Source organism: Kitasatospora sp. cg17-2 (assembly GCF_054031055.1).
The window spans coordinates 5,822,624-5,844,736 of record NZ_CM132923.1 but is presented as its reverse complement, the minus strand read 5'-3'; the positions used below and the strand labels follow the sequence as shown (position 1 = coordinate 5,844,736).

At 72.9% G+C, this 22,113-nt stretch carries 18 protein-coding genes and 1 pseudogene; 7 read left to right on the top strand and 12 right to left on the bottom strand.

Annotated elements, in window-relative coordinates; translation table 11 throughout:
* Positions 1 to 380: 380 nt before the first annotated feature.
* Both ACW14Y_RS24675 and ACW14Y_RS24670 read right to left on the bottom strand, forming a co-directional pair.
* Positions 381 to 1,717: pseudogene (locus ACW14Y_RS24675) on the bottom strand (PhoH family protein).
* Between the two features lie 312 nt (positions 1,718 to 2,029).
* Positions 2,030 to 2,824: an isoprenyl transferase gene (locus ACW14Y_RS24670; protein ID WP_266271265.1), complete on the bottom strand. Its 795-nt coding sequence runs from the start codon at positions 2,822 to 2,824 to the stop codon at positions 2,030 to 2,032.
* A 418-nt stretch (positions 2,825 to 3,242) separates the two neighbouring features.
* On the opposite strand from ACW14Y_RS24670, the gene ACW14Y_RS24665 reads away from it, so the two are divergent.
* Positions 3,243 to 4,880 carry a chitinase gene (locus tag ACW14Y_RS24665; RefSeq protein ID WP_380312793.1) on the top strand — a complete coding sequence of 546 codons (1,638 nt, stop codon included), beginning with the start codon at positions 3,243 to 3,245 and terminating at the stop codon, positions 4,878 to 4,880.
* A 181-nt stretch (positions 4,881 to 5,061) separates the two neighbouring features.
* Here ACW14Y_RS24665 and ACW14Y_RS24660 read toward each other — a convergent pair whose 3' ends face one another.
* Positions 5,062 to 5,781: a prepilin peptidase gene (locus tag ACW14Y_RS24660; protein WP_456983575.1), complete on the bottom strand. Its 720-nt coding sequence runs from the start codon at positions 5,779 to 5,781 to the stop codon at positions 5,062 to 5,064.
* Between the two features lie 151 nt (positions 5,782 to 5,932).
* Between ACW14Y_RS24660 and ACW14Y_RS24655 the strand changes: the two genes are divergently transcribed.
* Positions 5,933 to 6,715 (top strand): hypothetical protein, encoded by a 783-nt coding sequence (locus tag ACW14Y_RS24655; protein ID WP_380384868.1) that lies wholly within the window; start codon positions 5,933 to 5,935, stop codon positions 6,713 to 6,715.
* A 111-nt stretch (positions 6,716 to 6,826) separates the two neighbouring features.
* Positions 6,827 to 8,041: a pyridoxal phosphate-dependent aminotransferase gene (locus ACW14Y_RS24650; protein WP_380309579.1), complete on the top strand. Its 1,215-nt coding sequence runs from the start codon at positions 6,827 to 6,829 to the stop codon at positions 8,039 to 8,041.
* Between the two features lie 196 nt (positions 8,042 to 8,237).
* On the opposite strand, the gene ACW14Y_RS24645 is transcribed toward ACW14Y_RS24650, so the two are convergent.
* Positions 8,238 to 10,064: a phosphoenolpyruvate carboxykinase (GTP) gene (locus ACW14Y_RS24645; RefSeq protein WP_380309581.1), complete on the bottom strand. Its 1,827-nt coding sequence runs from the start codon at positions 10,062 to 10,064 to the stop codon at positions 8,238 to 8,240.
* 284 nt (positions 10,065 to 10,348) lie between these two features.
* Between ACW14Y_RS24645 and trhA the strand changes: the two genes are divergently transcribed.
* A complete protein-coding gene (gene trhA, locus ACW14Y_RS24640) occupies positions 10,349 to 11,023 on the top strand; it encodes a PAQR family membrane homeostasis protein TrhA (protein WP_380309583.1) in 675 nt (224 codons plus the stop codon).
* Here trhA and ACW14Y_RS24635 read toward each other — a convergent pair.
* Entirely contained in the window at positions 10,994 to 11,581 is a 588-nt protein-coding gene (locus tag ACW14Y_RS24635; protein WP_456983574.1) for a hypothetical protein, read from the bottom strand. The genes trhA and ACW14Y_RS24635 overlap by 30 nt on opposite strands.
* A 307-nt stretch (positions 11,582 to 11,888) precedes the next feature.
* Between ACW14Y_RS24635 and ACW14Y_RS24630 the strand changes: the two genes are divergently transcribed.
* Positions 11,889 to 13,496 (top strand): MFS transporter, encoded by a 1,608-nt coding sequence (locus tag ACW14Y_RS24630; RefSeq protein ID WP_456983573.1) that lies wholly within the window; start codon positions 11,889 to 11,891, stop codon positions 13,494 to 13,496.
* Between the two features lie 8 nt (positions 13,497 to 13,504).
* Positions 13,505 to 14,161, top strand: coding sequence for a TetR/AcrR family transcriptional regulator (locus ACW14Y_RS24625; RefSeq protein ID WP_456983572.1), 657 nt, complete (start codon positions 13,505 to 13,507; stop codon positions 14,159 to 14,161).
* Positions 14,162 to 14,225: 64 nt separating this feature from the next.
* On the opposite strand, the gene ACW14Y_RS24620 is transcribed toward ACW14Y_RS24625, so the two are convergent.
* Positions 14,226 to 15,095 (bottom strand): hypothetical protein, encoded by an 870-nt coding sequence (locus ACW14Y_RS24620; RefSeq protein ID WP_456983571.1) that lies wholly within the window; start codon positions 15,093 to 15,095, stop codon positions 14,226 to 14,228.
* A gap of 8 nt (positions 15,096 to 15,103) precedes the next feature.
* Positions 15,104 to 15,766, bottom strand: coding sequence for a papain-like cysteine protease family protein (locus tag ACW14Y_RS24615; RefSeq protein ID WP_456983569.1), 663 nt, complete (start codon positions 15,764 to 15,766; stop codon positions 15,104 to 15,106).
* 264 nt (positions 15,767 to 16,030) lie between these two features.
* On the opposite strand from ACW14Y_RS24615, the gene ACW14Y_RS24610 reads away from it, so the two are divergent.
* Positions 16,031 to 16,963, top strand: a complete 933-nt coding sequence (locus tag ACW14Y_RS24610; protein WP_266271253.1) for a hypothetical protein — start codon at positions 16,031 to 16,033, stop codon at positions 16,961 to 16,963.
* 55 nt (positions 16,964 to 17,018) lie between these two features.
* Here ACW14Y_RS24610 and ACW14Y_RS24605 read toward each other — a convergent pair whose 3' ends face one another.
* From ACW14Y_RS24605 to mca, 5 genes are all read right to left on the bottom strand, one after another.
* Positions 17,019 to 17,783, bottom strand: coding sequence for a sterol desaturase family protein (locus ACW14Y_RS24605; RefSeq protein WP_456983567.1), 765 nt, complete (start codon positions 17,781 to 17,783; stop codon positions 17,019 to 17,021).
* A gap of 114 nt (positions 17,784 to 17,897) precedes the next feature.
* Entirely contained in the window at positions 17,898 to 18,758 is an 861-nt protein-coding gene (locus ACW14Y_RS24600; protein ID WP_380309593.1) for a GNAT family N-acetyltransferase, read from the bottom strand.
* A gap of 43 nt (positions 18,759 to 18,801) precedes the next feature.
* On the bottom strand, positions 18,802 to 20,868 hold the full coding sequence (locus ACW14Y_RS24595) for a thioredoxin domain-containing protein (protein WP_380384854.1): 2,067 nt from the start codon (positions 20,866 to 20,868) through the stop codon (positions 18,802 to 18,804).
* A gap of 42 nt (positions 20,869 to 20,910) precedes the next feature.
* Entirely contained in the window at positions 20,911 to 21,102 is a 192-nt protein-coding gene (locus ACW14Y_RS24590; RefSeq protein ID WP_380309597.1) for a hypothetical protein, read from the bottom strand.
* A gap of 49 nt (positions 21,103 to 21,151) precedes the next feature.
* The gene (mca, locus tag ACW14Y_RS24585) at positions 21,152 to 22,057 is read right to left on the bottom strand and encodes a mycothiol conjugate amidase Mca (RefSeq protein WP_456983564.1); all 906 of its coding nucleotides are present in this window, start codon (positions 22,055 to 22,057) and stop codon (positions 21,152 to 21,154) included.
* Positions 22,058 to 22,113: the final 56 nt, after the last annotated feature.

Genomic DNA, 22,113 nt, shown 5'->3' with positions numbered 1-22,113 from the left:
GACCCGGCGTCCGGTCGAGGTGAGGCGACCGGGCGTTGTGATCGGGCGGCGTACGGCTCAGGTCTTCAATTGTGCGTCCACTGACCGGAGTTGGTGGACCGCCCGGGCCGGACTTCCGGTCTCCCGGAAGGCCTGCCATGCCGTACGCGGGGCCTGACAGAACCCTCACCATGCCGCACCGGGCACTGTCGACGCAATTCCCTGTTGCGTGGCGGATGTCACATTCACCGTACCGGCGTTCACCGGACAGAAAGCACTCGATGTGATGAAAGGGACAAGGGCCCGCTCCGTCAGAAGCGGGCCCTATACCGGGAATTGACTGCTTTGTCCCTCACTGTCCATTGGTTTCCGGAAAGTCCGGAAAGTCCTGGACGTCCGGATCAGGGCTGGACGTCCTCCAGCATCTCGGTGACCAGGGCGGCGATGGGGGAGCGCTCGGAGCGGGTGAGGGTGATGTGGGCGAACAGGGGGTGGCCCTTGAGCTTCTCGACGACGGCGACGACGCCGTCGTAGCGGCCGACGCGGAGGTTGTCGCGCTGGGCGACGTCGTGGGTGAGGACCACCCGCGAGCCCTGGCCGATCCGGGAGAGCACCGTCAGCAGGACGTTGCGCTCCAGCGACTGCGCCTCGTCCACGATCACGAAGGCGTCGTGCAGGGAACGCCCCCGGATGTGGGTCAGCGGCAGGACCTCCAGCATCCCCCGGGAGATGACCTCCTCGACCACGTCCGGCGTCGTCACCGCCGACAGCGTGTCGAAGACCGCCTGCGCCCACGGGCTCATCTTCTCCGACTCGGACCCCGGCAGGTACCCCAGCTCCTGCCCGCCCACCGCGTACAGCGGCCGGAACACCATCACCTTGCGGTGCTGCTGACGCTCCAGCACCGCCTCCAGCCCCGCGCACAGCGCCAGCGCCGACTTCCCCGTCCCCGCCCGGCCCCCGAGGGAGACGATCCCCACCTCCGGGTCCAGCAGCAGGTCCAGCGCCACCCGCTGCTCGGCGCTGCGCCCGCGCAGGCCGAAGGCCTCGCGCTCGCCGCGCACCAGGCGCACCCGGCCGTCGCCGGCGACCCGGCCCAGGGCCTTCCCGCGCTCGGAGGTGAGGACGAGGCCGGTGTGCACGGGCAGGTCGGCGACGCCGGGGACGTCGACGCCGGCGTCGTGGCCGGCGGCGAACAGCGCGTCGACGTCGTCGGCGGCGACGTGGAGCTCGGCCATGCCGGTCCAGCCGGAGGTGATCGCGAGCTCGGCGCGGTACTCCTCGGCGAGCAGGCCCACCGAGGACGCCTTGATCCGCAGCGGGAGGTCCTTGGAGACGACGGTGACGTCGTAGCCCTCGGCCTGGAGGTTGCGGGCGACCGCCAGGATCCGGGTGTCGGCCTCGCCGCCGCCGCGGCCCGGTAGCCGACCGGCAGTATCGAGGTGTCCGAGTGGTTGAGCTCGACCCGGATGGAGCCGCCGAGCTCGCCGACCGGGATCGGCTCGTCCAGGCGCCCGAACCGGATCCGGAAGTCGTCGAGCAGCCGCAGCGCCTGGCGGGCGAAGTAGCCCAGCTCCGGGTGGTGCCGCTTGGCCTCCAGCTCCGTGACCACGACCACGGGGAGGACGACCTCGTGCTCCTCGAAACGGGTCATCGCCAGCGGGTCCGCCAGCAGCACACTGGTGTCGAGAACGTACGTCCGCCGGTCTGGTGTCCGGCGGCTCTTGGAACTGACCACTAGGCCTCCAGGGCGGATGACCCTGCGTCATCCGCGGCAAGCCGGCCCCGCTGCCCCGGTGGCCTCGGAGCCGGTCTGATCGGAGTATTCCCAGGCGGGGGGCGGTGCATTCGCGCCCCCGAAGAACTGACGGATCATTGCGGATGAACGTTTGGCCTCGCCCTGCCACCGGGTAGGCCAGCTCTTACGGCGGTCAATCCCGACGCCCCGGAGGGCACCGCTCCCCGAACGCGAGGACGGCGCTCCCCGAACGCGGGGGCACCGCTCCCCGACGCGAGGACGCCGCTCCGCGTCGGCTCCCCGACGCCCCCGTCAGAGCCCCAGCCGCCGGTTGCGCTGCTCGAAGGCGCGCAGCGCCCGCAGGAAGTCCACCTTGCGGAAGGCCGGCCAGTACGCCTCGCAGAAGTAGAACTCGCTGTGCGCGCTCTGCCAGAGCAGGAAGCCGGACAGCCGCTGCTCGCCCGAGGTGCGGATGACCAGGTCCGGGTCGGGCTGCCCCTTGGTGTACAGGTGTTCGGCGATGTGCTCGACGTCCAGGACCTCGGCCAGTTCCTCGATCGAGGTGCCCCGGCCGGCGTGCTCCTGGAGCAGCGAGCGGACGGCGTCGGCGATCTCGTGCCGGCCGCCGTAGCCGACGGCCACGTTGACCGTGATGCCCTCGATGCCCTCGGTCTCGTCGGCGGCGCGCTTCAGGACGTCGGCGGTGTGCTGCGGCAGCAGGTCCAGCGCGCCGACCGGGTTGACCCGCCAGCGGCGGGCGGCGGCCAGGCCGGTGACGGCGTCCTCGATGATGCCGAGCAGCGGGACCAGCTCGTCGGCCGGGCGGGAGAGGTTGTCGGTGGAGAGCATCCACAGGGTGACGACCTTGACGTGGGTCTCGTCGCACCAGCCGAGGAACTCGCTGATCTTGTCGGCGCCGCGCTGGTGGCCGTACGCGGTGGAGCCGCCGGTCGCCTTGGCCCAGCGGCGGTTGCCGTCGAGGATCACCCCGATGTGGTGCGGGGTGCGGGCGAGGTGCACCTCGACCCGGCGACCGTAGAGGCCGTACATCCCGTCCAGCAGGACGCGCAGACCCGGCGTGCGTTCGACGACATCGCGCAGACCCATGGTTTTCGGCCCCTCCGTGCTCACTTCAGCGGGTGCTTCAGAACCCCCGGCGCAGCCTACTCCCGCCCTGTGGCGGCAGGGAAAGCCGCAGGTCGCGGGAGGGTCACGGTCCTGTGCGGACTCTGTCGCCGCCGGCCGGGCGCGGGTGGCCGGAAGGCACCCGCGCGGCGCCCCGGGGGCGGCCGGGGGAACGCCCGGCGGCCGGATACGGAACGGTCTCTGCTTCCTTAAGGAATCCGTAAGCCGACGGTTCAATGCTTGACGACCCCCAATGGTCTAGTCCAGCTTTTGTGCCAGGGCGGAACGCCGTACCGGAACCGCCCCCCTCCAGGCAGTACTGCGGACCTCCCCTCCCCCACACGCGGCCGCCGCGCCCCCCACCGCGGCGGCCGCTCCTCCCCCACAGGAGCGCACCTCCATGGCCCGTACGCTGAACCGGCCCGCGTCGCACAAGCGCCGCCGCGGCCCCGTCCCGGCCCTCGCGGCCGGCGCCACCGCCCTGGCCCTGGCCGGCACCGGCCTCGCCCTCTTCGCCGGGGGCGCCAACGCGGCCGCCGGGAACCTCGTCGCCAACGGCGGCTTCGACGGCTCGCTGGGCGGCTGGACCTGTACCGGCTCGGCGAGCGCGGTCACCACGCCGGTCCACTCCGGTTCGGGCGCGCTGCAGGCCACCCCGGGCGCGGCGGACACCGCCGAGTGCACGCAGACCATCAGCGTGCTGCCCAACACCAGCTACACCCTGAGCGCCTGGGTCCAGGGCCCCTACGTCTACCTCGGCGCCCGCGGCACCGGCGGCACCGACCCGAGCAGCTGGTCCAACCAGAACAGCTGGAACCAGCTCTCCTCCACCTTCACCACGGGCGCGAACGCCCGCAGCGTCACCGTCTACCTGCACGGCTGGTACGGCCAGAGCGCCTACCTCGCCGACGACGTGGTGCTGAGCGGCCCGGGCGGCACCTCCACCCCGAGCCCGACCGCCACCCCGACGGTCACCCCCACGCCGACGCCCACGGCGACCGCCACCCCCACGGCGACCACGACCCCGACCGCGACCGCCACCCCCACGGCGACCGCCACGCCGACCGCGACGGCCACGCCGACCCAGACCGCGACGCCGACCCCCACCGCGACCAGCACCGGCAACCCCACCACCGGCCTGCCCAAGCACGTCGTCACCGGTTACTGGCACAACTTCGACAACAAGGGCAACAACCTCCAGAAGCTGAGCGACGTCCAGAGCGCGTACGACATCATCGCGGTCTCCTTCGCCGACTCCGTCGCCAACCGCCCCGGCGCCATCACCTTCAAGCTGGACGCCGAGCTCTCGGCCGGTCTCGGCGGCTACACCGACGCCCAGTTCCGCGCCGACGTGAAGGCCAAGCAGGCGGCGGGCAAGAAGGTCATCATCTCCATCGGCGGCCAGAACGGCGCCATCTCGGTCAACGACGCGGCCGCCGCCCAGGCCTTCACCGACACCGCCTACGCCGTCATCAAGGACTACGGCTTCGACGGCATCGACATCGACCTGGAGAACGGGGTCAACCCGACCCAGATGGGCAACGCCCTGCACAGCCTCCAGTCCAAGGTCGGCCCCGGCTTCGTCCTGACGATGGCCCCGGAGACCATCGGGATGTACTCCACCGCGGGCGCCTACTTCCAGCTGGCGCTGAACACCAAGGACATCCTGACCGTCGTCAACACCCAGTTCTACAACTCGGGCGGCATGAACGGCTGCGACGGCAAGGTCTACACCCAGGGCACCATCGACTTCATCACCTCGCAGGTCTGCACCCAGATCCAGGGCGGCCTGCGGCCCGACCAGGTCGGCATCGGTGTCCCGGCCTCCAGCAAGGCGGCCGGCGGCGGCTACGTCGCGCCGAGCGTCGTCAACAACGCGCTGGACTGCCTGGCCACCGGCAAGAACTGCGGCAGCTTCGTCCCGCCGGCCAAGTGGCCGACCATCCGCGGCGCGATGACCTGGTCCACCAACTGGGACTCCGTCAACGGGAACTCCTTCTCCAACACGGTCGGCCCGTTCGTCCACCAGATGCCGTAACACCCAGGACCGCACCCCCACGGCGCGCCTCCCCTTGAGGGTGGGGCCGGCGCGCCGCGCCGGGCCCGCCGTACCCGACCGGTACGGCGGGCCCGTCCGCGTTCCCCGGTGGATCCGGGCGGGCCCGGTCCCCGCGCCCCGGCACGGACCCGCCCCGCGACCCGGCCCCGGTCCCCGTGACTCAGCCCGAGTGCCCGAGCACCGCCACCAGGGTGCCGAGCAGCATGAACGGACCCAGCGGCACCTCCCGGCCCCGCACCGGCCGGCGCCGCACCAGGGCCACCAGCAGGACGCCGACCGACCAGAGCCCGGCCAGCAGCACGAAGGCGGCCAGGCCGGCCAGCGCGGCGGACCAGCCGTACCGGCCGAGCAGCGCCCCCAGGCCGAGCGCCAGCACGGTGTCCCCCGGGCCCATCCGCCCCAGCTGGACCGGGACTTCGAACAGCACCCCGGCGACGAGCGCCACCAGCAGGCAGCGCAGCAGCGTCCACGGGCTGCCGCCCACCAGCTCCAGCACCGTCAGCAGCAGCGCGAGGCCCGCCGCCAGCGTCCAGGTCAGCGGGTACGGCAGCCGGTGCACCCGGGCGTCGGTGAAGCCGAGCACCACGCCGGGGCCGGCCAGCCAGAGCAGCAGCACCGCGTCCGCCGGGTGGGCCGCGCTGAGCGCGGCGGCGGCCGCGGCGGCGGTGACCGCCTCCACCCGCCACGGGCCCGGGCCGAGTCCGGTCCGGCAGCCCGGGCAGCCGCCGGTGGGCGGCAGTCCGCGCACGGCGCGCCCGCAGGCCGGACAGGCCAGGCACCAGGGCTGCTCCTCGGGCACGGCGTACCGCACCACCAGTCCGCGCAGGGCCGGTGCCACCAACAGCCCCGCCAGGACCGCCCCCAGCACGATCGCGATCACGGCTTGCCCTCTCCTCCTCCGGTGACGGTACGATCCGGCGGGTTCCGCTCCGGAACCGACCGGACACCGTCCGCGTCCGACACTGACGGCACCCCGGATCCTCGGACCCGCGGCGCCGCACCGACCACATCATCCACGGGGGAGACACACCTTGACGAAGCTTCGGAACACTCTGCGCGCGGCCGTTCCGGTGGCCGCGCTCGCACTCGCGCTGACCGCCTGCGGCCCGGAGAACGACGACCCGGCCGTCACCGCCGCCCCGACCTCCGCCCCGGCGGGCGGCGGCTCCGCGGCCCCGACCGGCGCCGCGCCCACCTCGGCCCCGGCGGGCGGGATCACCGCGGCCCCGACGGCCGCCGCCCCGACCTCGGCCCCCGCGGCCGGTGCGGCGGGCGGCGCGGCCGGCGGCGGCAGCCCGACCGCCGGCGGCCTGCCCTCGGCCGCGACCAGCGGCAACCCGATCGGCGGGGCCGGCGGCGGCGGCAGCAAGATCACCTTCGAGAACCCGCTCGCGCCCACCGCCACCGGCAGCTACCTCGGCAAGACCAAGGCCGACGTCACCCCGGTCTCGGTGGTCAAGGGCACCGCGGCGGAGATCGCGCCGTACAACTGGAAGCCGGCCGACACCGCGGGCAAGACCCCGTACTACGTGACGGTCAACTTCACCAACCGGACCGGCGCCCCGCTGCAGGACGAGTACTTCATGATGCGGTTCAAGGTGCAGACCGAGCCCAAGGGCACCGGCATCCTGTCCGCTCCCACCATCCTGAGGTCGATCCCGCAGTGCGACTCCGGCAAGAAGCCGGGCACCCTGGCCGACGGCGAGACCCAGCAGCAGTGTGCCGTCTATCTCGTTCCGGACGGCACCCCGCCGCAGTTCCTCGTCTTCGGTAGCGTTCTGGACACCCAGCCGCTGATCTGGAAGGCCGGCTGAGGTCTCCGCCTCCCGATCGAAGGGGTAGCGGAACAGCAGCGTCCGGGCGGTCCGGCGGGTGTCCCACGACACGCGCCGGACCGCCCGTTCGTGCCCCTAAAGTAGGCAGGCATGCAGGTCATCCAGTCCAGCAAGCTCGCCAATGTCTGCTACGACATCCGCGGTCCGGTCCTCGACGAGGCGATGCGGCTGGAGGAACAGGGCCACCGCATCCTGAAGCTCAACACCGGCAATCCGGCGCTGTTCGGTTTCGACGCACCGCCGGAGATCCTCCAGGACATCCTGCGCAACCTCTCCTCCGCGCACGGGTACGGCGACTCCAAGGGGCTGCTCTCCGCCCGCCGCGCCGTGGTGATGCAGTACGAGGAGCGCGGGCTGCACGGTCTGACGGTCGAGGACGTCTTCCTCGGCAACGGCGTCTCCGAGCTGATCCAGCTGGCGATGACCGCGCTGCTGGACGACGGCGACGAGGTGCTCGTCCCCGCCCCGGACTACCCGCTGTGGACGGCCTCCGTCTCGCTGGCCGGCGGCACCGCCGTGCACTACCGCTGCGACGAGCAGTCCGACTGGTACCCGGACCTGGCCGACGTCGAGGCCAAGGTCACCGACCGGACCAGGGCGATGGTGGTGATCAACCCGAACAACCCCACCGGCGCGGTCTACCCGCGCGAGGTGCTGGAGGGGCTGGTCGGGATCGCCCGCCGGCACCAGCTGGTGATCTACGCGGACGAGATCTACGACAAGATCCTCTACGACGACGCCGAGCACGTCCCGCTGGCCACCCTGGCCCCCGACCTGTTCTGCGTCACCTTCAACGGCATGTCCAAGTCCTACCGGGTGGCGGGCTTCCGCTCGGGCTGGATGGTGCTCTCCGGGGAGCGCACCCGGGCCCGCAGCTACATCGAGGGCCTGACCGTGCTGGCCTCGATGCGACTGTGCGCCAACATGCCGGCCCAGCACGCGGTGGCGGCGGCGCTCGGCGGGCGGCAGTCGATCAAGGACCTGGTGCTGCCCGGCGGGCGGCTGCTGGAGTCCCGGGACGCCGCGTACCGGCTGCTCAACGAGATCCCCGGGGTCAGCTGCGTGAAGCCGAGGGGCGCGCTGTACGCCTTCCCCCGGCTGGACCCGAAGGTGTTCAAGATCAAGGACGACGCCCGGATGGTGCTCGACCTGCTGCGGGCCGAGCGGATCCTGCTGGTCCAGGGCTCCGGCTTCAACTGGCCCGAGCCGGACCACTTCCGGCTGGTCACCCTGCCGCGCGCGGAGGAGATCACCGACGCGGTGACCCGGATCGGCGTCTTCCTGAGCGGCTACGCCCAGCCGTAGCGCGCGCCCGGCCGTAGCGCGCCCGGCCGCGGCGCGTGCCGGGACACCCGGAAAAACGCTACGGCCGGAGTCCCGGTCGGGCGATCTCCTTGGTCGGGGAAAGATCGTCCGTCGGGTCTCCGGCCGTCCTGTCGCTGACCGGTGCGCGTTTCGTGCGGCACACCGGCCTCTCTACCGCTCCTGCTGAGGCTCAGGCTCAGCCGAGGCGGGCGACCAGGTCTCGGTACTCGTCCCACAGCTCGGTGGGCGTGTGCTCACCGAACATCTCCAGGTGCGCCGGGACGAGCGCGGCCTCCTGACGCCAGATGTCGGCGTCGACGGTGAAGAGCAGGTCGAGGTCCTCCTTCGACAGCTCCAGGCCGTCGAGGTCGAAGCCCTCGACGGTCGGCAGCACGCCGATCGGGGTCTCGACGCCCTCGCCCTTGCCCTCCAGGCGCTCGACGATCCACTTGAGCACGCGGCTGTTCTCGCCGTAGCCCGGCCAGACGAACTGGCCGTCGGCGTTCTTGCGGAACCAGTTCACGTAGTAGATCTTCGGCAGCTTGGCGGCGTCGGCCGCGGCGCCGATCTTCAGCCAGTGGGCGAAGTAGTCACCCATGTTGTAGCCGCAGAACGGCAGCATCGCGAACGGGTCGCGACGCAGCTCGCCGACGGTGCCCTCGGCGGCGGCGGTCTTCTCGGAGGCGATGTTGGCGCCCAGGAAGACACCGTGCTGCCAGTCGCGGGACTCGGTCACCAGCGGGACGGCGGTGGCCCGGCGGCCGCCGAACAGGATCGCCGAGATCGGCACACCCGCCGGGTCCTCCCACTCGGGGGCGATGGTCGGGCACTGCGCGGCCGGGACGGCGAAGCGGGCGTTCGGGTGGGCCGCCGGGGTGCCGGACTCCGGCGTCCAGTCGTCGCCCCGCCAGTCGATCAGGTGGGCCGGCTTCTCGTCGGTGAGGCCCTCCCACCACACGTCGCCGTCGTCGGTGAGCGCGACGTTGGTGAAGACGGTGTTGCCCCAGAGGGTCTCGATCGCGTTGGCGTTGGTGTCGACACCGGTGCCCGGCGCGACACCGAAGAAGCCGGCCTCGGGGTTGATGGCGTACAGGCGGCCGTCGGCGCCGAAGCGCATCCAGGCGATGTCGTCGCCGATCGTCTCGACCTTCCAGCCCGGGATGGTGGGCTGGAGCATCGCCAGGTTGGTCTTGCCGCAGGCCGACGGGAAGGCGGCGGCCGCGTACTTGACCTCGCCGGACGGCGGGGTGAGCTTGAGGATCAGCATGTGCTCGGCCAGCCAGCCCTCGTCGCGGGCCATGGTCGAGGCGATGCGCAGCGCGTAGCACTTCTTACCCAGCAGGGCGTTGCCGCCGTAGCCGGAGCCGAAGGACCAGATCTCGCGGCTCTCCGGGAAGTGCGAGATGTACTTGGTGCTGCTGCACGGCCACGGCACGTCCGCCTGGCCCTCGGCCAGCGGGGCGCCGACGGTGTGCACGGCCTTGACGAAGTCGCCGTCCTCGCCGAGCTGGTCCAGCACCGCGCGGCCCATGCGGGTCATCACGCGCATCGACACCGCGACGTAGGCGGAGTCGGTGATCTCGACGCCGTACGCGGCCAGCGGGGAGCCGACCGGGCCCATCGAGAACGGGACGACGTACATGGTGCGGCCCTTCATGGCGCCGCGGAACAGGCCCTGCTCGCCCTGGAAGATCTCCCGCATCTCGGCGGGGGCCTTCCAGTGGTTGGTCGGGCCGGCGTCCTTCTCCTGCTCGGAGCAGATGAAGGTGCGGTCCTCGACGCGCGCCACGTCCGTCGGGTCGGAGGCGGCGTAGTAGGAGTTGGGTCGCTTGTCCTCGTTGAGCTTCTTGAAAGTGCCCTGGGCGACGAGCAGGTCCGCGAGGCGCTGGTACTCCTCCTCGGAACCGTCGCACCATTCGACGCGGTCCGGCTGGGTGATCTCCGCGATCTCGCGCACCCACGCCAGCAGGCGCTGGTGGCGGGTCGGCGCGGCGCTGAGAGCAGCCGAGTTCTCGTTCGACACGATCGCTCCGTTTCACGCCATCCCGGCGGGGAGACGGCGTAGCGGGGGTTGAGGGTGCTTGCAGCGTAGCTCCGCACCTCGGGCCGGAACGCGGCAAGAAGGCAAAGTTGACGCATCTTTTACTACAGTAAGGATGATTACCAGCCAGTATCAGTGCACCCCGAGGGGCTTCGACCCCCCTTCACCCCCTCCACCAATACTCCAAAACGTCCAAGTCGTGATGAGCGCCACTTCCTACGACTGGGTAACCTACGGATCCGTAGGTAGCGGGTAGCATGCGGCTCATGACTGCAGAGCTCCTGGAGAGCGCGGAGCGTGCGCCGCTCAAGCCGAAGTGGCGCGGCTGGCTGCACGCCGGAATGTTCCCCGCGACCGTGGCCGCCGGGATCGTGCTGATCTGCCTGGCCGAACCCGGGCCCGCGAGAGTCGCGTGCGCGATCTACTCGGCCAGCGCCTGGCTGCTCTTCGGGGTCAGCGCGGTCTACCACCGGTTCACCTGGGGTCCGCGCGGAGACGCGATCCTGCGCCGACTGGACCACGCGAACATCTTCCTGATCATCGCCGGCACCTACACGCCGTTCACCATCCTGCTGCTGGACGGCGCCGCCCGGCAGGTGCTGCTCTGGGTGGCCTGGGGCGGTGCGCTGGCGGGGATCGCGTTCCGGGTCTTCTGGGTCGGCGCGCCGCGCTGGCTGTACACGCCGGTGTACATCGCGCTGGGCTGGGCCGCCGTGTTCTTCCTGCCGGACTTCCTGCACTCGGGCGGGGTCGCGGTGATCGTGCTGATGATCGTCGGCGGAGTGCTCTACAGCATCGGCGGCGTGGTGTACGGGCTCAAGCGGCCCGATCCGTCACCGAGCCGGTTCGGCTTCCACGAGGTGTTCCACGCCTTCACCCTCGGGGCCTTCGTCACCCAGTACGTCGGCGTCTCACTGGTGGCCTACAGCGCGGCCGGCTGAGCCCGGCGCCCCATGACGGGCGGTCGACCGGTCGTGCGACCGGACGGCCGCCCGTTCCGCTGTCCACTCGCGGACCGGGCGCTCGTGCGGCGCCCGGTCGTGCGGCGTGTGCTCGTGCGAGCCGCGCTCGTGGGACCCGTGCTCGTGGGACCCGCGCTCGTGCGATCCGCGCGGCCCCTCGCGCCGGCGCTCGCGCGACCGGTCGTAGTGGTCGTAGTGGTCGTGACGGTCGTGCGCGTGCGGGGTCCGCGGCTGGCGCCCGGCCTGCCGCGCGTCGATCGCCTCCCTGGCCCGGCGGCAGCGCTCGCAGTGCGCGGCGTCCACGGTGCCGCTCGCCGTCCGGTGGCCCTTCGGCGCCGTCCGGCGGTCCGGCCGGGGCGGCTGCCGGAGCAGCTGCCAGCGTCGGCCCACGTACACCATCAACAGCAGCACCTCGACCCCGGCGACCACCAGCACCAGCGCGGCGCCGTTGATCAGATAGGCCGCGACCACGGCCAGCGCCGAGGCCACCACCACTGCGGCGCCCCAGATCTGGGCGCCCGACTCCCGATCGGCCATTTCGGCTTCCCCTTCCTGCGCCGGGCTCGTGGTCGGCCCGTGCCGCCCCACCCCTTCTCCGCTCTCGGCACGCACCGGCCAGCACTGACCGACGGCCACATGGTATCTACCGACAGTCACCCGTAACCGCCCGAAAGCGGCGAACGACAGATCAACGTTGCGTCAATTCCCCGTGCGGAACGCGCACTTCCAGGACACATCACGGAGAGTAGTCGACCGGCTGCCATGATCCGGCATTGACGGAGCCCATCTTTTGAGAGTTACTGTCATTTGACAGTGACTCCCTTCGCAGGCCCCGGAGGTTCCCGTGTCCACCCCACCCACCGACCAGGCGGCCCCACCCGGGCCGGACCCGCGCCGCTGGCTCGCCCTCGTCGCGGTCGCGCTCAGCGTCCTGGTGATCAGCTTCGACATGACGGTCCTGAACGTGGCCCTGCCCACGCTCGCCTCGCAGCTCCAGGCCACCACCGGGCAGCAGCAGTGGATCGTCGACTCCTACACCGTGGTGTTCGCCGCCGTGATGCTCCCGGCCGGTCTGATCGGCGACCGCTTCGGCCGCCGCTTCACCCTCACCCTGGGCCTCGCCCTGTTCGGCCTCGCCTCCGCCGTCGGCATGCTGGCCGACAGCCCGGGCACCCTGATCGCCGCCCGGGCCGCGATGGGCCTGGCCGGCGCGCTCGTCATGCCGATGTCCATGGCGGTGATCCCCGGCCTCTTCCCGCCCGCCGAGCAGCGCCGCGCCACCGCGATCCTGGCCGCCTCGCTGGCCGTCGGCACCCCGCTCGGCCCACTGATCGGCGGATTCCTGCTCCAGCACTTCTGGTGGGGCGCGATCTTCGCGATCAACCTGCCGCTGGTCGTGATCGGCATCACCGCCTGCACCCTGCTGCTGCCGGAGACCCGCAACCCGGCCGCGCCCCGGATCGACCTGTCCGCCACCCTGCTCGGCGCGGGCGGACTGGCCGCGCTCACCTACGGCATCATCGAGAGCCCCGAGCGCGGCTGGAGCGACCCGCTGGTGCTCGGCACGGTCGGCGGCGCGCTGGTCGCGCTCACCGCGCTGGTGCTGCGCAGCCGACGGCAGCAGGACCCGATGCTCGACCTGAACCTGCTCGCCGACGGCGGCTTCCGCTGGTCGACGGTGGCCGCGACGCTGGTCTCACTGGTGCTGTTCGGCGCCTTCTTCGTCCTCCCGCTGTACTTCCAGAGCGTCCTCGGCGCCGACGCCTTCGGTACCGGTCTGCGGCTGATGCCGATGATGCTCGGCCTGATGGTGGCCGCCCGGCTCAGCGACCGGCTCGTCGCCAGGACCGGCCCCAGGGCCGTGATCGTGCTCGGGCTGGCCCTGCTGGCCGGCGCGCTGCTCCTCGGCAGCCGCACCGAGGTCTCGGACGGCTACGCCCTCGCCGCGGTCTGGCTCACCCTGCTCGGGGTCGGCATGGGCCTGTCCCTGATCACCGCGCAGGCCACCGCCCTGCTCACCCTGCCGCCCGCCCGGGCCGGCGTCGGCTCGGGGCTGCTGCAGACCTTCCGCCAGGTCGGCGGCGCGATCGGGGTGGCCGTCTTCGGCAGCCTGCTGGCCAATTCCTACCGGGGGGCGCTGGACACCGGCGGGCTCGCGGCGGGCGCGGCCGAGCGGGCCGGACGCTCGGTGGTCGCCGCCGACGCGGTCGCCGCCGCGACCGGTGACCCCGCCCTGGCCGCCTCGGCGCACGGCGCCTACGTGCACGGGATGACGGTCGTGCTGCTGGTCTCGGGGGTGATCGCGGTGCTGTCGGCGGTGCTGGTGGCGCTGCGGATGCCGGCCGCCGAACCGGCGGGGGCCGCCGTCGGGGCCGCCGCGGGACCGGCCGCGACCGCCGGGGAACCGGGAGAGCCCGGGCAGACCGTCGTGCCCGCGACCGATCACGGATAATCGAAGACATGAGCGCACCGCAGTCGGCAACGGCACCTCCGGCCGGACCGGGCAACCCGATCCAGGCGATGCTGGAGGCGCCGCTGTCGCTGCGCGAGCGGAAGAAGCTGAAGACCCGCCAGACCATCCGGCGCGAGGCCTACCGGCTGATCGCCGCACAGGGCTACGAGAACACCACGGTCGACCAGATCGCGGCCGCCGCCGAGGTCTCCCCGTCCACCTTCTTCCGGTACTTCGCCACCAAGGAGGACCTCGTCCTCACCGACGAGTACGACCCCGCGATGATCGACGCCCTGCTCTCCCGTCCCGAGGGCGAACCGTTCCTTCGGTCCTGCCGGGAGGCCCTGATCGGGCTGCTGCGGCAACTGCTGGAGCACGAGCGCGAGGAACTGCTCGTCCGGCTGCGGCTGACCAAGGACGTGCCCGCGCTGCGCGCCCGGATGATCGACAGCGGCAACGAGTCCCAGCAGCTCTACCTCACCGCGCTGACCCGGCGGGCCGGGGTGCCGGAGCCCACCTACGCGATGCGGATCATCGCCGCCGCGATCGGCGGGGCCGCCACCGAGACCGTGCTGCAGTGGGCCGAGGGCGGCGGCACCGAGGACATCGTCGAACTCGTCCACCGCACCTTCGCGATCCTGGAGGACGGGTTCAGCGAGGCGTGACGCACGGCAGGACCGGCGGCCGGGCTCAACGCCCCGCCGCCGGTCCGCCGTCCGGCCCGATCCGCTACCCGCGCGGATCCGCCGAGCGCACCGCCACCCGACGCCGGAGCGCCAGGCCCGCGCCCGCGAGCGCGGTGACGCCCAGGGCCGCGGCCGCCGTCACGGCCGGCAACGAGCTGCCGCCGTTGACCGGACCGGCGGCCTGCGGGGCGCCGGGCTCGTAGCCGCCGCCCTTGCCCGCCCGGTCGTACGCCGAGCCGGGCAGCTTGTCGCCGTAGCGCTGCCGGACCAGCCCCTGGTAGGCGGCCAGGCTCACCCCGGCCTCGCCCACCGAGCGGCGCGCCTCGTCGTCCAGCGGCAGCACCCGGCCGTCCCGCAGCACGTACCAGGCGTTGATCTGCGGCTCGCGGAACGCCGTACCGCCACCGCCGGCCGCCGCCCGCGCCGCGTAGTCGCTCTCGTCGCCGCCGGTGGCGATGTTGACGACCCGCCAGCCGCCGTTCTGCTTGACCGTCCAGACCGAGGCGGTCTGACCGTCCGCCGCGACCACCTTGCTCGCGGTGAACTCGGCCCGGGCCACCGGGGCGCCCGGGGAGCCGGACACGAAACCCGCGTCCAGCAGGTAGACCGGCACGGTGTCACCGGCCAGCCTGGGTGCGGCGGCGGCCGCGCCCGACGCCTCCTCGGCCGCCCCGACCGTGAGCTGCCCGGTCGACGGGGCGCCCTTGCGGGCGAAGAACCGGCCCACCTGGTCCAGCACCGCCGGACTCTGCACCGCGCCGCGGGCCTGGGCCAGCTCCGCCGCGGGCACCGGCTCGGGCACCCCGCCGGGTCCGGCCGCGGAGGCGGCCGGGGCGAGGGCCAGACCGAGGCCGGCCGCCAGCAGGACGACCGTCGCGCCGCGGACGGCCGCGGCCTCACGCATGCTGCTCATGTCGCCCCTCACGCGCCGATCCGGTACAGGGAGTGGGTCCAGGAGAACGTGCCGTTCGACACGTAGTAGTTGTAGTCCGCCCAGTTGTAACGGGTGTTGGACGGCCACGGGTCGCCCCAGTAGACCCAGTTGTTGGAGGTGTCGAACCCGTAGACCACGTGCATGTGGCCGCCGCCGGAACTCCACTGGATCCGGGTCTCGATCGGCCGGTTGGCGTTCACCTCGGTCTGCACCGTGGTGTAGCGCAGATACCCGGTGACGTAGGAGCCGGGGTTGATGCCGACCCAGCTCAGGCCGTTCTGCACATCACCCAGCGTGGCCTGGCTGTTGGGGCAGCTGGAGTTGGTGGAACGGCCGAACGCGGCATTGCAGAACTGGTTCTGGCTGTAGGTGTAGCCGTACCAGGTGGCGATGGTGTTGCCGCTCGCCGCCCAGCACCAGTTGGTCTGCTGTTGCTGCTGCATCGTGATGTTGAGCTTCTTGAAGGTGCCGGCCAGATCGGCCGTGGCACCCGCGGCGGCGGGCTGTACCCGCTGGGCCTGGACGGAGACGGACGAGGCCGTGGGGGTGGCCTGGGCCGGGGTGACGGCCGCGACGCTGAGCGCCGGGCCGAGGACGCCGAGTGCGAGCACCGAGACGGTGCGCCGCAGGCGTGTCCGTGCGACTGACATGGGGGAATTCCTCCTTGCGACAGGCAGAGGAGTCGAGAGGTGTGGGGGTGCGGTCCGGATCGCGTCACCGAGCATCGCGCTGTTGACATGGCCGGTCAACGCCCCTCGGCGCCCCTTCCGCCGGGTGTGAACGCACCCGCCCCCGTTGTGAACGCCGGCCCGGGAACCCCTGCCAGTCACGCCCCGACCGGTGACAAACCCCCCTCCACATGTGAATATTCACGACCGACCGGGCCCGCCCCGTCCGCCACCCGAGGAGGCCGCATGCAGCGGACCGACCACCCCGACCTCGCCACCGCGCTGCGGACCGGCCCGTTCCACCTCGCCCTGCGCACCGCCATCGCCGTCCGGGGCCTCGCCCTGCACCGGGTCCGCGACCACCTCGCGCTGCGCGGCGTCCACATCGGGGTCACCAGCCTCAGCTACTGGCAGCAGGGCCACCGCCGCCCCGAGCGGCCCGAGTCGCTGCGCGCCGTCAGGGAGTTGGAGCGGGTCCTGGACCTCCCCGCGCACTCCCTCACCAGACTGCTGGGCCCCCGGCGCGGCGCACCCGCCGAGCCGGCCGGCCCGCCCGTCCGCCCCTACCGCGACCTCATCAGCCCGGCCACCGCCGTCGACGACCTGCTCACCGAGCTGTCCAGCCCGCGCGACACCGGCCTGCACACCATCACCCACATCGAACGGATCCGGATCGGCGCCGACCGCCAGCTGCGGCGCCGCGACTCCCAGCACGCCCTGCGCGCCCACCGCGACGGGATCGACCGCTACCTCGCCATCCACCAGGGCGACCCCGGCAGCGACATCACCCGGGTCGGGGTCCGCGCGGAGGAGAACTGCCGCCCCGGCCGCATCCGCCGCGACCAGGCCCACGACCTGCTGGTCGCCGAACTCCTGCTGGACCGGCGGCTGCGCGCGGGCGACACCCATCTGCTCGGCTACGGCTTCGACGACGCGCCGTCCCCCACGCCCAGCTGCGAGTACGTCCGGGGCTTCAACTCGGGCGCCGGGCAGTACGTCCTCCAGGTCACCTTCCACCCGGAGGCGCTTCCCGTCCGCTGCCACCGCTTCGCCCGGCACTCCCCCGCCGAACGGGCCTACGAGACCGAGGAGCTGACCCTCGACGGCCACCACTGCGTCCACCTGGTCGCGACCGCCCTGCGGCCCTGCCTCCTGGGCATCGGCTGGGACTGGGAGTAGCGGGACCGCGCCGGCGGGAGGCGGTACCGGCCGCCGGTCCTGCGGGTCGTACCGGCTACAGGTCGTACCGGCCGGGGTCCGCCGCCAGCCGGCGGGCGTCGTAGCGGGGGTCGACGGTGCCGAACAGCCGGTCCCAGACCGTGGTGTAGAAGCCGAGGTTGACCGAGGGGTCCCGGTGGTGGCCGACGTGGAACATCGGCAGCGCCACCCAGCGGAACACCGCCAGCCGCCGGACCCGGACCGGGAACGGCTCCACCCCGAGGTGTCCGAGCAGCCCGAAGACCAGATTGACGCCGACGTAGCCGGCCAGCGCCGCCGCGGACATCCCCGGCCAGAGGCAGAGCACCGTGATCCAGGCCCCGCCGAACCCCAGCACCTCCAGCGGGTGCAGCACGAACAGGGTGGCCGGGCGCGGGTCCGGGTAGGCGTGGTGGAGCTCGTGCGCCAGCCGGTAGAGCCGGCGGCGGTGGGCCAGCCAGTGGCCCTCGTACATCAGCGCGTCCATCACCAGCGAGAACAGCAGCAGGTCGGCCAGTACCCTCGGCCCGGTGTCCGCGGTGAGCCGGATCCACCCCGCCCGCCAGAGCAGCCAGCCGACCACCCCCAGGGCCGAGTTGAGCAGCACGGCGACGACCGTCAGCAGCCGTTCCCGGCGGTCCGGCGGTGCGGGGGCCGGAGTCAGCCGCCGGTCGCCGTAGCGGCGGACCAGCCAGCCCCCGGCCAGCAGGGCCACCAGGAACAGCGCGAGATTGCCGGCCAGCGCTCCGGCCGCCACCTCCAGCGGCCCCAGCCGGGCCGCCCGTGCGAGTACCGCGTCCACCCTCGCGCCCCCTCCGGCCGCCCTGCCCCGCCCCACCGGTCCGACGCCCGCCCGGCGCCGACGGTTCCCGGCGGCCCCGACCGCCGACCGCCGTCCCTCCACCCTCGGCGGGCCTCAGCCGCCGAAGACCAGCTCCACGCAGTCCTCCACCGGCCGGTAGCCGATCTGCTGGTAGATCGAGTTGCTGGTCGGATTGGCGAGATCGGTGTAGAGCAGCACCTCCCCCGCCCCCTGGGCGAGGGCGGCGGCCGAGGCGGCCGCCGTGACGCCGCTGGCGTAACCCCGGCCCCGGGCGTCGGCCGGGGTGTAGACCGGACCGATCCGCGACATCCCGGCGATCACCGCGCTGGCCCCCGCCACCGCGACCGGCCGCCCGCCGTCCTCCCACAGGTGGAGCTGGCCGGCGGCGGTCCGGTCGTCCACCACCGTCGCGACGTTGGGGATCCGGATGTCCACCTCCTCGGCGAACTCGGCGAACCAGCGGATCAGCAGCTCGCGGTCGGCCGCTCCGGCGAGCCGGGGCCGACCGGCCGGCGGGCGCGGCGGATCGGCCAACTCGCCGAGCCGGTAGAGCCGTTCGTTCGTCCCGACGGTGCTCGTGGTACCGGTGGCCGCGGCCCAGGCGGCCCCGAAGGCCAGCGTCGCCGTCGCGCCCCCGGCCGCACTGGTGAGCCCCGCGGACCCGGCCGGCCCGGAAGCGAGTTCGGTGGCCAGCTCGGCCGCGGCCGACTCCGGCATCGCACCCAGCCGCGGGGCGAACGGCGGCGTCCACAGGAACGCGCCGACGACCGGCCCGTCCGGCTCGGCGCGCCACCAGCCGAACACCGGCACGCCGTCGCCGTAGTAGTGCGGACCGCTCGCCGCCAACCGGTCGGTGATCGTGAGCAGCACGGTGTTCTCGGCCGGATGCGCGGCGAGGAACCCGCCGGCCCGGGCGCGGAAGTCGTCGAGGGAACTGCTGATGGTCCAGGGCATGGCCCATCCTCCCCCGGCCGCGCCGCCTCCGACCACCGCTTTTCTACTGCTCGGGCACGTCCTGGAGCACGCCCAGCCGGGTGGCGAGGACGGCCGGGTCGGTGGTCGGGGCGTCGCAGGTGAAGTGGCGGCAGACGTACGCGGCGGGCGCGCCGTCGACCAGCGGCCGGCCGGTCAGCAGCGGGACGTCGTCGCTGCCCGCGCCGGGCTCGCCGAACGCGACCACGGCGCCGGGCGCGGTGCCCAGCAGCGCGGTCCGGTGCAGCGCGACCGTCGCCGGGTCGCCGGCCGGGCCGATCACCGCGACCTCGCGCGGCCCGTCGGCCAGCGCCTCGGCCGCGGCCAGGCCCCAGCCGACGAACCGGGGCGCGCGCGGGGCCAGCGCCCCGACGATGCCGAGCGCCCGCTCGGCGGCGGTCCGGTGGCGCTCCGAGCCGGTGTAGGCGGCGTAGCCGAGCAGCGCGTTCGCGGCGGCGGTCCAGCCGGACGGGGTGGCGTTGTCGGTCGGGTCCTGCGGGCGCCGGATCAGTTCCTCGGCGTCGTCGGCGGTGTCGTAGAGGGCGCCGGTCGACTCGTCGGCGAAGTGCTTGAGCACGGTGTCGAGCAGCCCGCCGGCCAGCTGGAGCCACTCCGCCTCGCCGGTGACGGCGTACAGCGCGAGGAAGCCCTCGGCGGTGTCGGCGTAGTCCTCCAGCACGCCCGCGTTGGCGCCGGGGCGGCCGTCGCGGGAGGTGCGCAGCAGTCGGCCGTCGGAGGTGAGGTGGACGGCGAGCAGCAGGTCGGCGGCGCGTTCGGCGGCGGCGACGAGGTCCGGGCGGTCCAGCAGGGCGCCGGTCTCGGCCAGGGCGGCGATCGCCAGGCCGTTCCAGGCGGCGACCACCTTGTCGTCCCGGGCGGGCGCCGGGCGCTCCGCGCGGGCCGCCAGCAGGCGCGCCCTGATCGCCTCGAACTCGGCGGGGTCCTCGGGGTCGGTGAGGAGCTGGAGGACGGAGGTGCCGTGCTCGAAGGTGCCGGCGGCGGTGACGGAGAACAGCCGGGCGGCGGTGGCCGCGTCGGCCGGGCCGAGCAGGTCGACCAACTGGCCCGGCTCCCAGACGTAGTAGGCGCCCTCGCTGCTGGTGCCGGTCTCCTCGTCGAGGCTGTCGGCGTCCAGCGCGGAGGCGAACGCGCCCTCGGGGGTGCGCAGTTCGCGCAGCAGGAAGTCCGCCGTGGAGAGCGCCGTCCGGCGGGCCAGCGGGGAGCCGGTCGCCCGCCACAGGTGCAGGTACGCGCGGAGCAGCAGCGCGTTGTCGTAGAGCATCTTCTCGAAGTGCGGCACCACCCAGCGGGCGTCCACCGCGTACCGGGAGAAGCCGCCGCCGAGCTGGTCGTGGATGCCGCCGCGGGCCATCGCCTCGCCGGTGCGGACGGCCATCTCCAGCGCCGCCCCGGAACCGGTCCTGGCGTGGTGGCGCAGCAGGTACTCCATCACCATGGCCGGCGGGAACTTCGGCGCCCCGCCGAAGCCGCCGTGCCGCTCGTCGAAGTCACGGCTGAGCCCGACCAGCGCCTCGTGCAGCTCGGCCTCCCCGGGCGGCGTGTGCACCCCGCTGCCGACCGCGTAGACGGAGGCCCGCTCGGCCAGGTCCGCCCGGATCCGCCCGGCGACCTCCCCGACCTCCTCCCGCCGGTCCCGCCAGGCCGCGTGCACGCCCTCCAGCACCTGCCGGAACGAGGGCATGCCGTGCCGGGGCTCGGGCGGGAAGTAGGTGCCGAAGTAGAACGGCTCCTTGCCGGGGGTCAGGAACACGGTCATCGGCCAGCCCCCCTGCCCGGTCGCCGCCTGGACCGCCTCCATGTAGACGGCGTCGACGTCCGGCCGCTCCTCCCGGTCGACCTTGACCGCGACGAACCGCTCATTGAGGTACGCCGCCGTCCCGTCGTCCTCGAAGGACTCGTGGGCCATCACATGACACCAGTGACAGGCCGCGTACCCCACGCTCAGCAGCACCGGCACCCCCCGCCGCTCCGCCTCGGCGAAGGCCTCCGGCCCCCACGGCCACCAGTCGACCGGGTTGTCGGCATGCTGCTGCAGGTACGGCGACGTCGCGTCGGCGAGGCGGTTCGGCATGCCCCCATCCTTGCGCATCGGCGCCCGGGAGGGGGCGGTACCTCACTCCTTCGGGGCCTCCGCCTCCTCGGCGAAGTCGACCTTCTTGAACTGGCGGTTCATCGACTTGGCCAGGAACCAGGTGGCCACACCGAGGGCGGCGAAGACGACGAAGCCCAGCAGGCCGGGGGTGACCTTGGCGTCGTCGACGGCGAGCTCGGCGGCGAGGTGGGTGAGGTTCACGGGGGCACTCATATCTCTATGGTGGCCCGGCTCACGGGGAGCCGGGCCGTCGGGGGGTGCTTCAGTCCCGCGTGTCGGCCGACTCGGCCGCCAGGCTGGGGGTACGCAGACCGGCGAACAGGTCGTCCTCCGGCAGGTCCACGTCGACCAGGGTACGGGCGAGCTCGTAGTCCTCCGTGGGCCACACCTCGCGCTGGACCTCCAGCGGGACGCGGAACCACGGGCCGTCCGGGTCGATCTGGGTGGCGTGCGCGATCAGCGCGCGGTCCCGGGTCTCGAACCAGTCGTCGCAGCGGACCCGGGTGGTGATCTCGCGCTCCGTGCGGCCGCTCTTCTCCCAGCCGGCGATCCACTCGCCGTAGGGGGACTCGTGGCCGTTCTCGCTGAGGTACTTGTGCAGGGCGCGGATCCGGCCCATCGGGAAGCCGTGGTTGTAGTAGAGCTTCAGCGGCTGCCAGGGCTCGCCGGCCTCGGGGTAGGCGTCGGGGTCCCCGGCGGCGTCGAAGGCCACCATGGTGATCTTGTGGGTCATGATGTGGTCGGGGTGCGGGTAGCCGCCGTTCTCGTCGTAGGTCGTGATGACCTGCGGCTTGAACTCCCGGATCAGGCGGACCAGCGGTTCGGCCGCCTCCTTGACGTCCTGGAGGCCGAAGCAGCCCTCGGGCAGCGGGGGCAGCGGGTCGCCCTCGGGCAGGCCCGAGTCCACGAAGCCCAGCCAGGCCTGCTTGACCCCGAGGATCGCGCGGGCCTCGTCCATCTCCTTGCGCCGCACCTCGTGGATGTTCTCCTCGATCTCCGGCTTGCCCTGCAGCTTCGGGTTGAGGACCGAACCGCGTTCCCCCCCGGTGCAGGTGGCCACCAGCACGTCCACCCCCTGGTCGACGTACATGGCCATGGTCGCCGCGCCCTTGCTGGACTCGTCGTCCGGGTGTGCGTGCACCGCCATCAGTCGCAACTGCTCACTCAACGCGTGCGTTCCTTCCACAATGTCCGGGCTTCCCGCGTTATCCGGTCCGCCCACCG

Coding starts and splice junctions, on each gene's coding strand:
- ACW14Y_RS24670 (WP_266271265.1), bottom strand. CDS start 2,824: ATGGGTCTGCGCGATGTCGTCGAACGCACGCCGGGTCTGCGCGTCCTG.
- ACW14Y_RS24665 (WP_380312793.1), top strand. CDS start 3,243: ATGGCCCGTACGCTGAACCGGCCCGCGTCGCACAAGCGCCGCCGCGGC.
- ACW14Y_RS24650 (WP_380309579.1), top strand. CDS start 6,827: ATGCAGGTCATCCAGTCCAGCAAGCTCGCCAATGTCTGCTACGACATC.
- trhA (WP_380309583.1), top strand. CDS start 10,349: ATGACTGCAGAGCTCCTGGAGAGCGCGGAGCGTGCGCCGCTCAAGCCG.
- ACW14Y_RS24635 (WP_456983574.1), bottom strand. CDS start 11,581: ATGGCCGATCGGGAGTCGGGCGCCCAGATCTGGGGCGCCGCAGTGGTG.
- ACW14Y_RS24625 (WP_456983572.1), top strand. CDS start 13,505: ATGAGCGCACCGCAGTCGGCAACGGCACCTCCGGCCGGACCGGGCAAC.
- ACW14Y_RS24620 (WP_456983571.1), bottom strand. CDS start 15,095: ATGAGCAGCATGCGTGAGGCCGCGGCCGTCCGCGGCGCGACGGTCGTC.
- ACW14Y_RS24615 (WP_456983569.1), bottom strand. CDS start 15,766: ATGTCAGTCGCACGGACACGCCTGCGGCGCACCGTCTCGGTGCTCGCA.
- ACW14Y_RS24610 (WP_266271253.1), top strand. CDS start 16,031: ATGCAGCGGACCGACCACCCCGACCTCGCCACCGCGCTGCGGACCGGC.
- ACW14Y_RS24600 (WP_380309593.1), bottom strand. CDS start 18,758: ATGCCCTGGACCATCAGCAGTTCCCTCGACGACTTCCGCGCCCGGGCC.
- ACW14Y_RS24595 (WP_380384854.1), bottom strand. CDS start 20,868: ATGCCGAACCGCCTCGCCGACGCGACGTCGCCGTACCTGCAGCAGCAT.
- ACW14Y_RS24590 (WP_380309597.1), bottom strand. CDS start 21,102: ATGAGTGCCCCCGTGAACCTCACCCACCTCGCCGCCGAGCTCGCCGTC.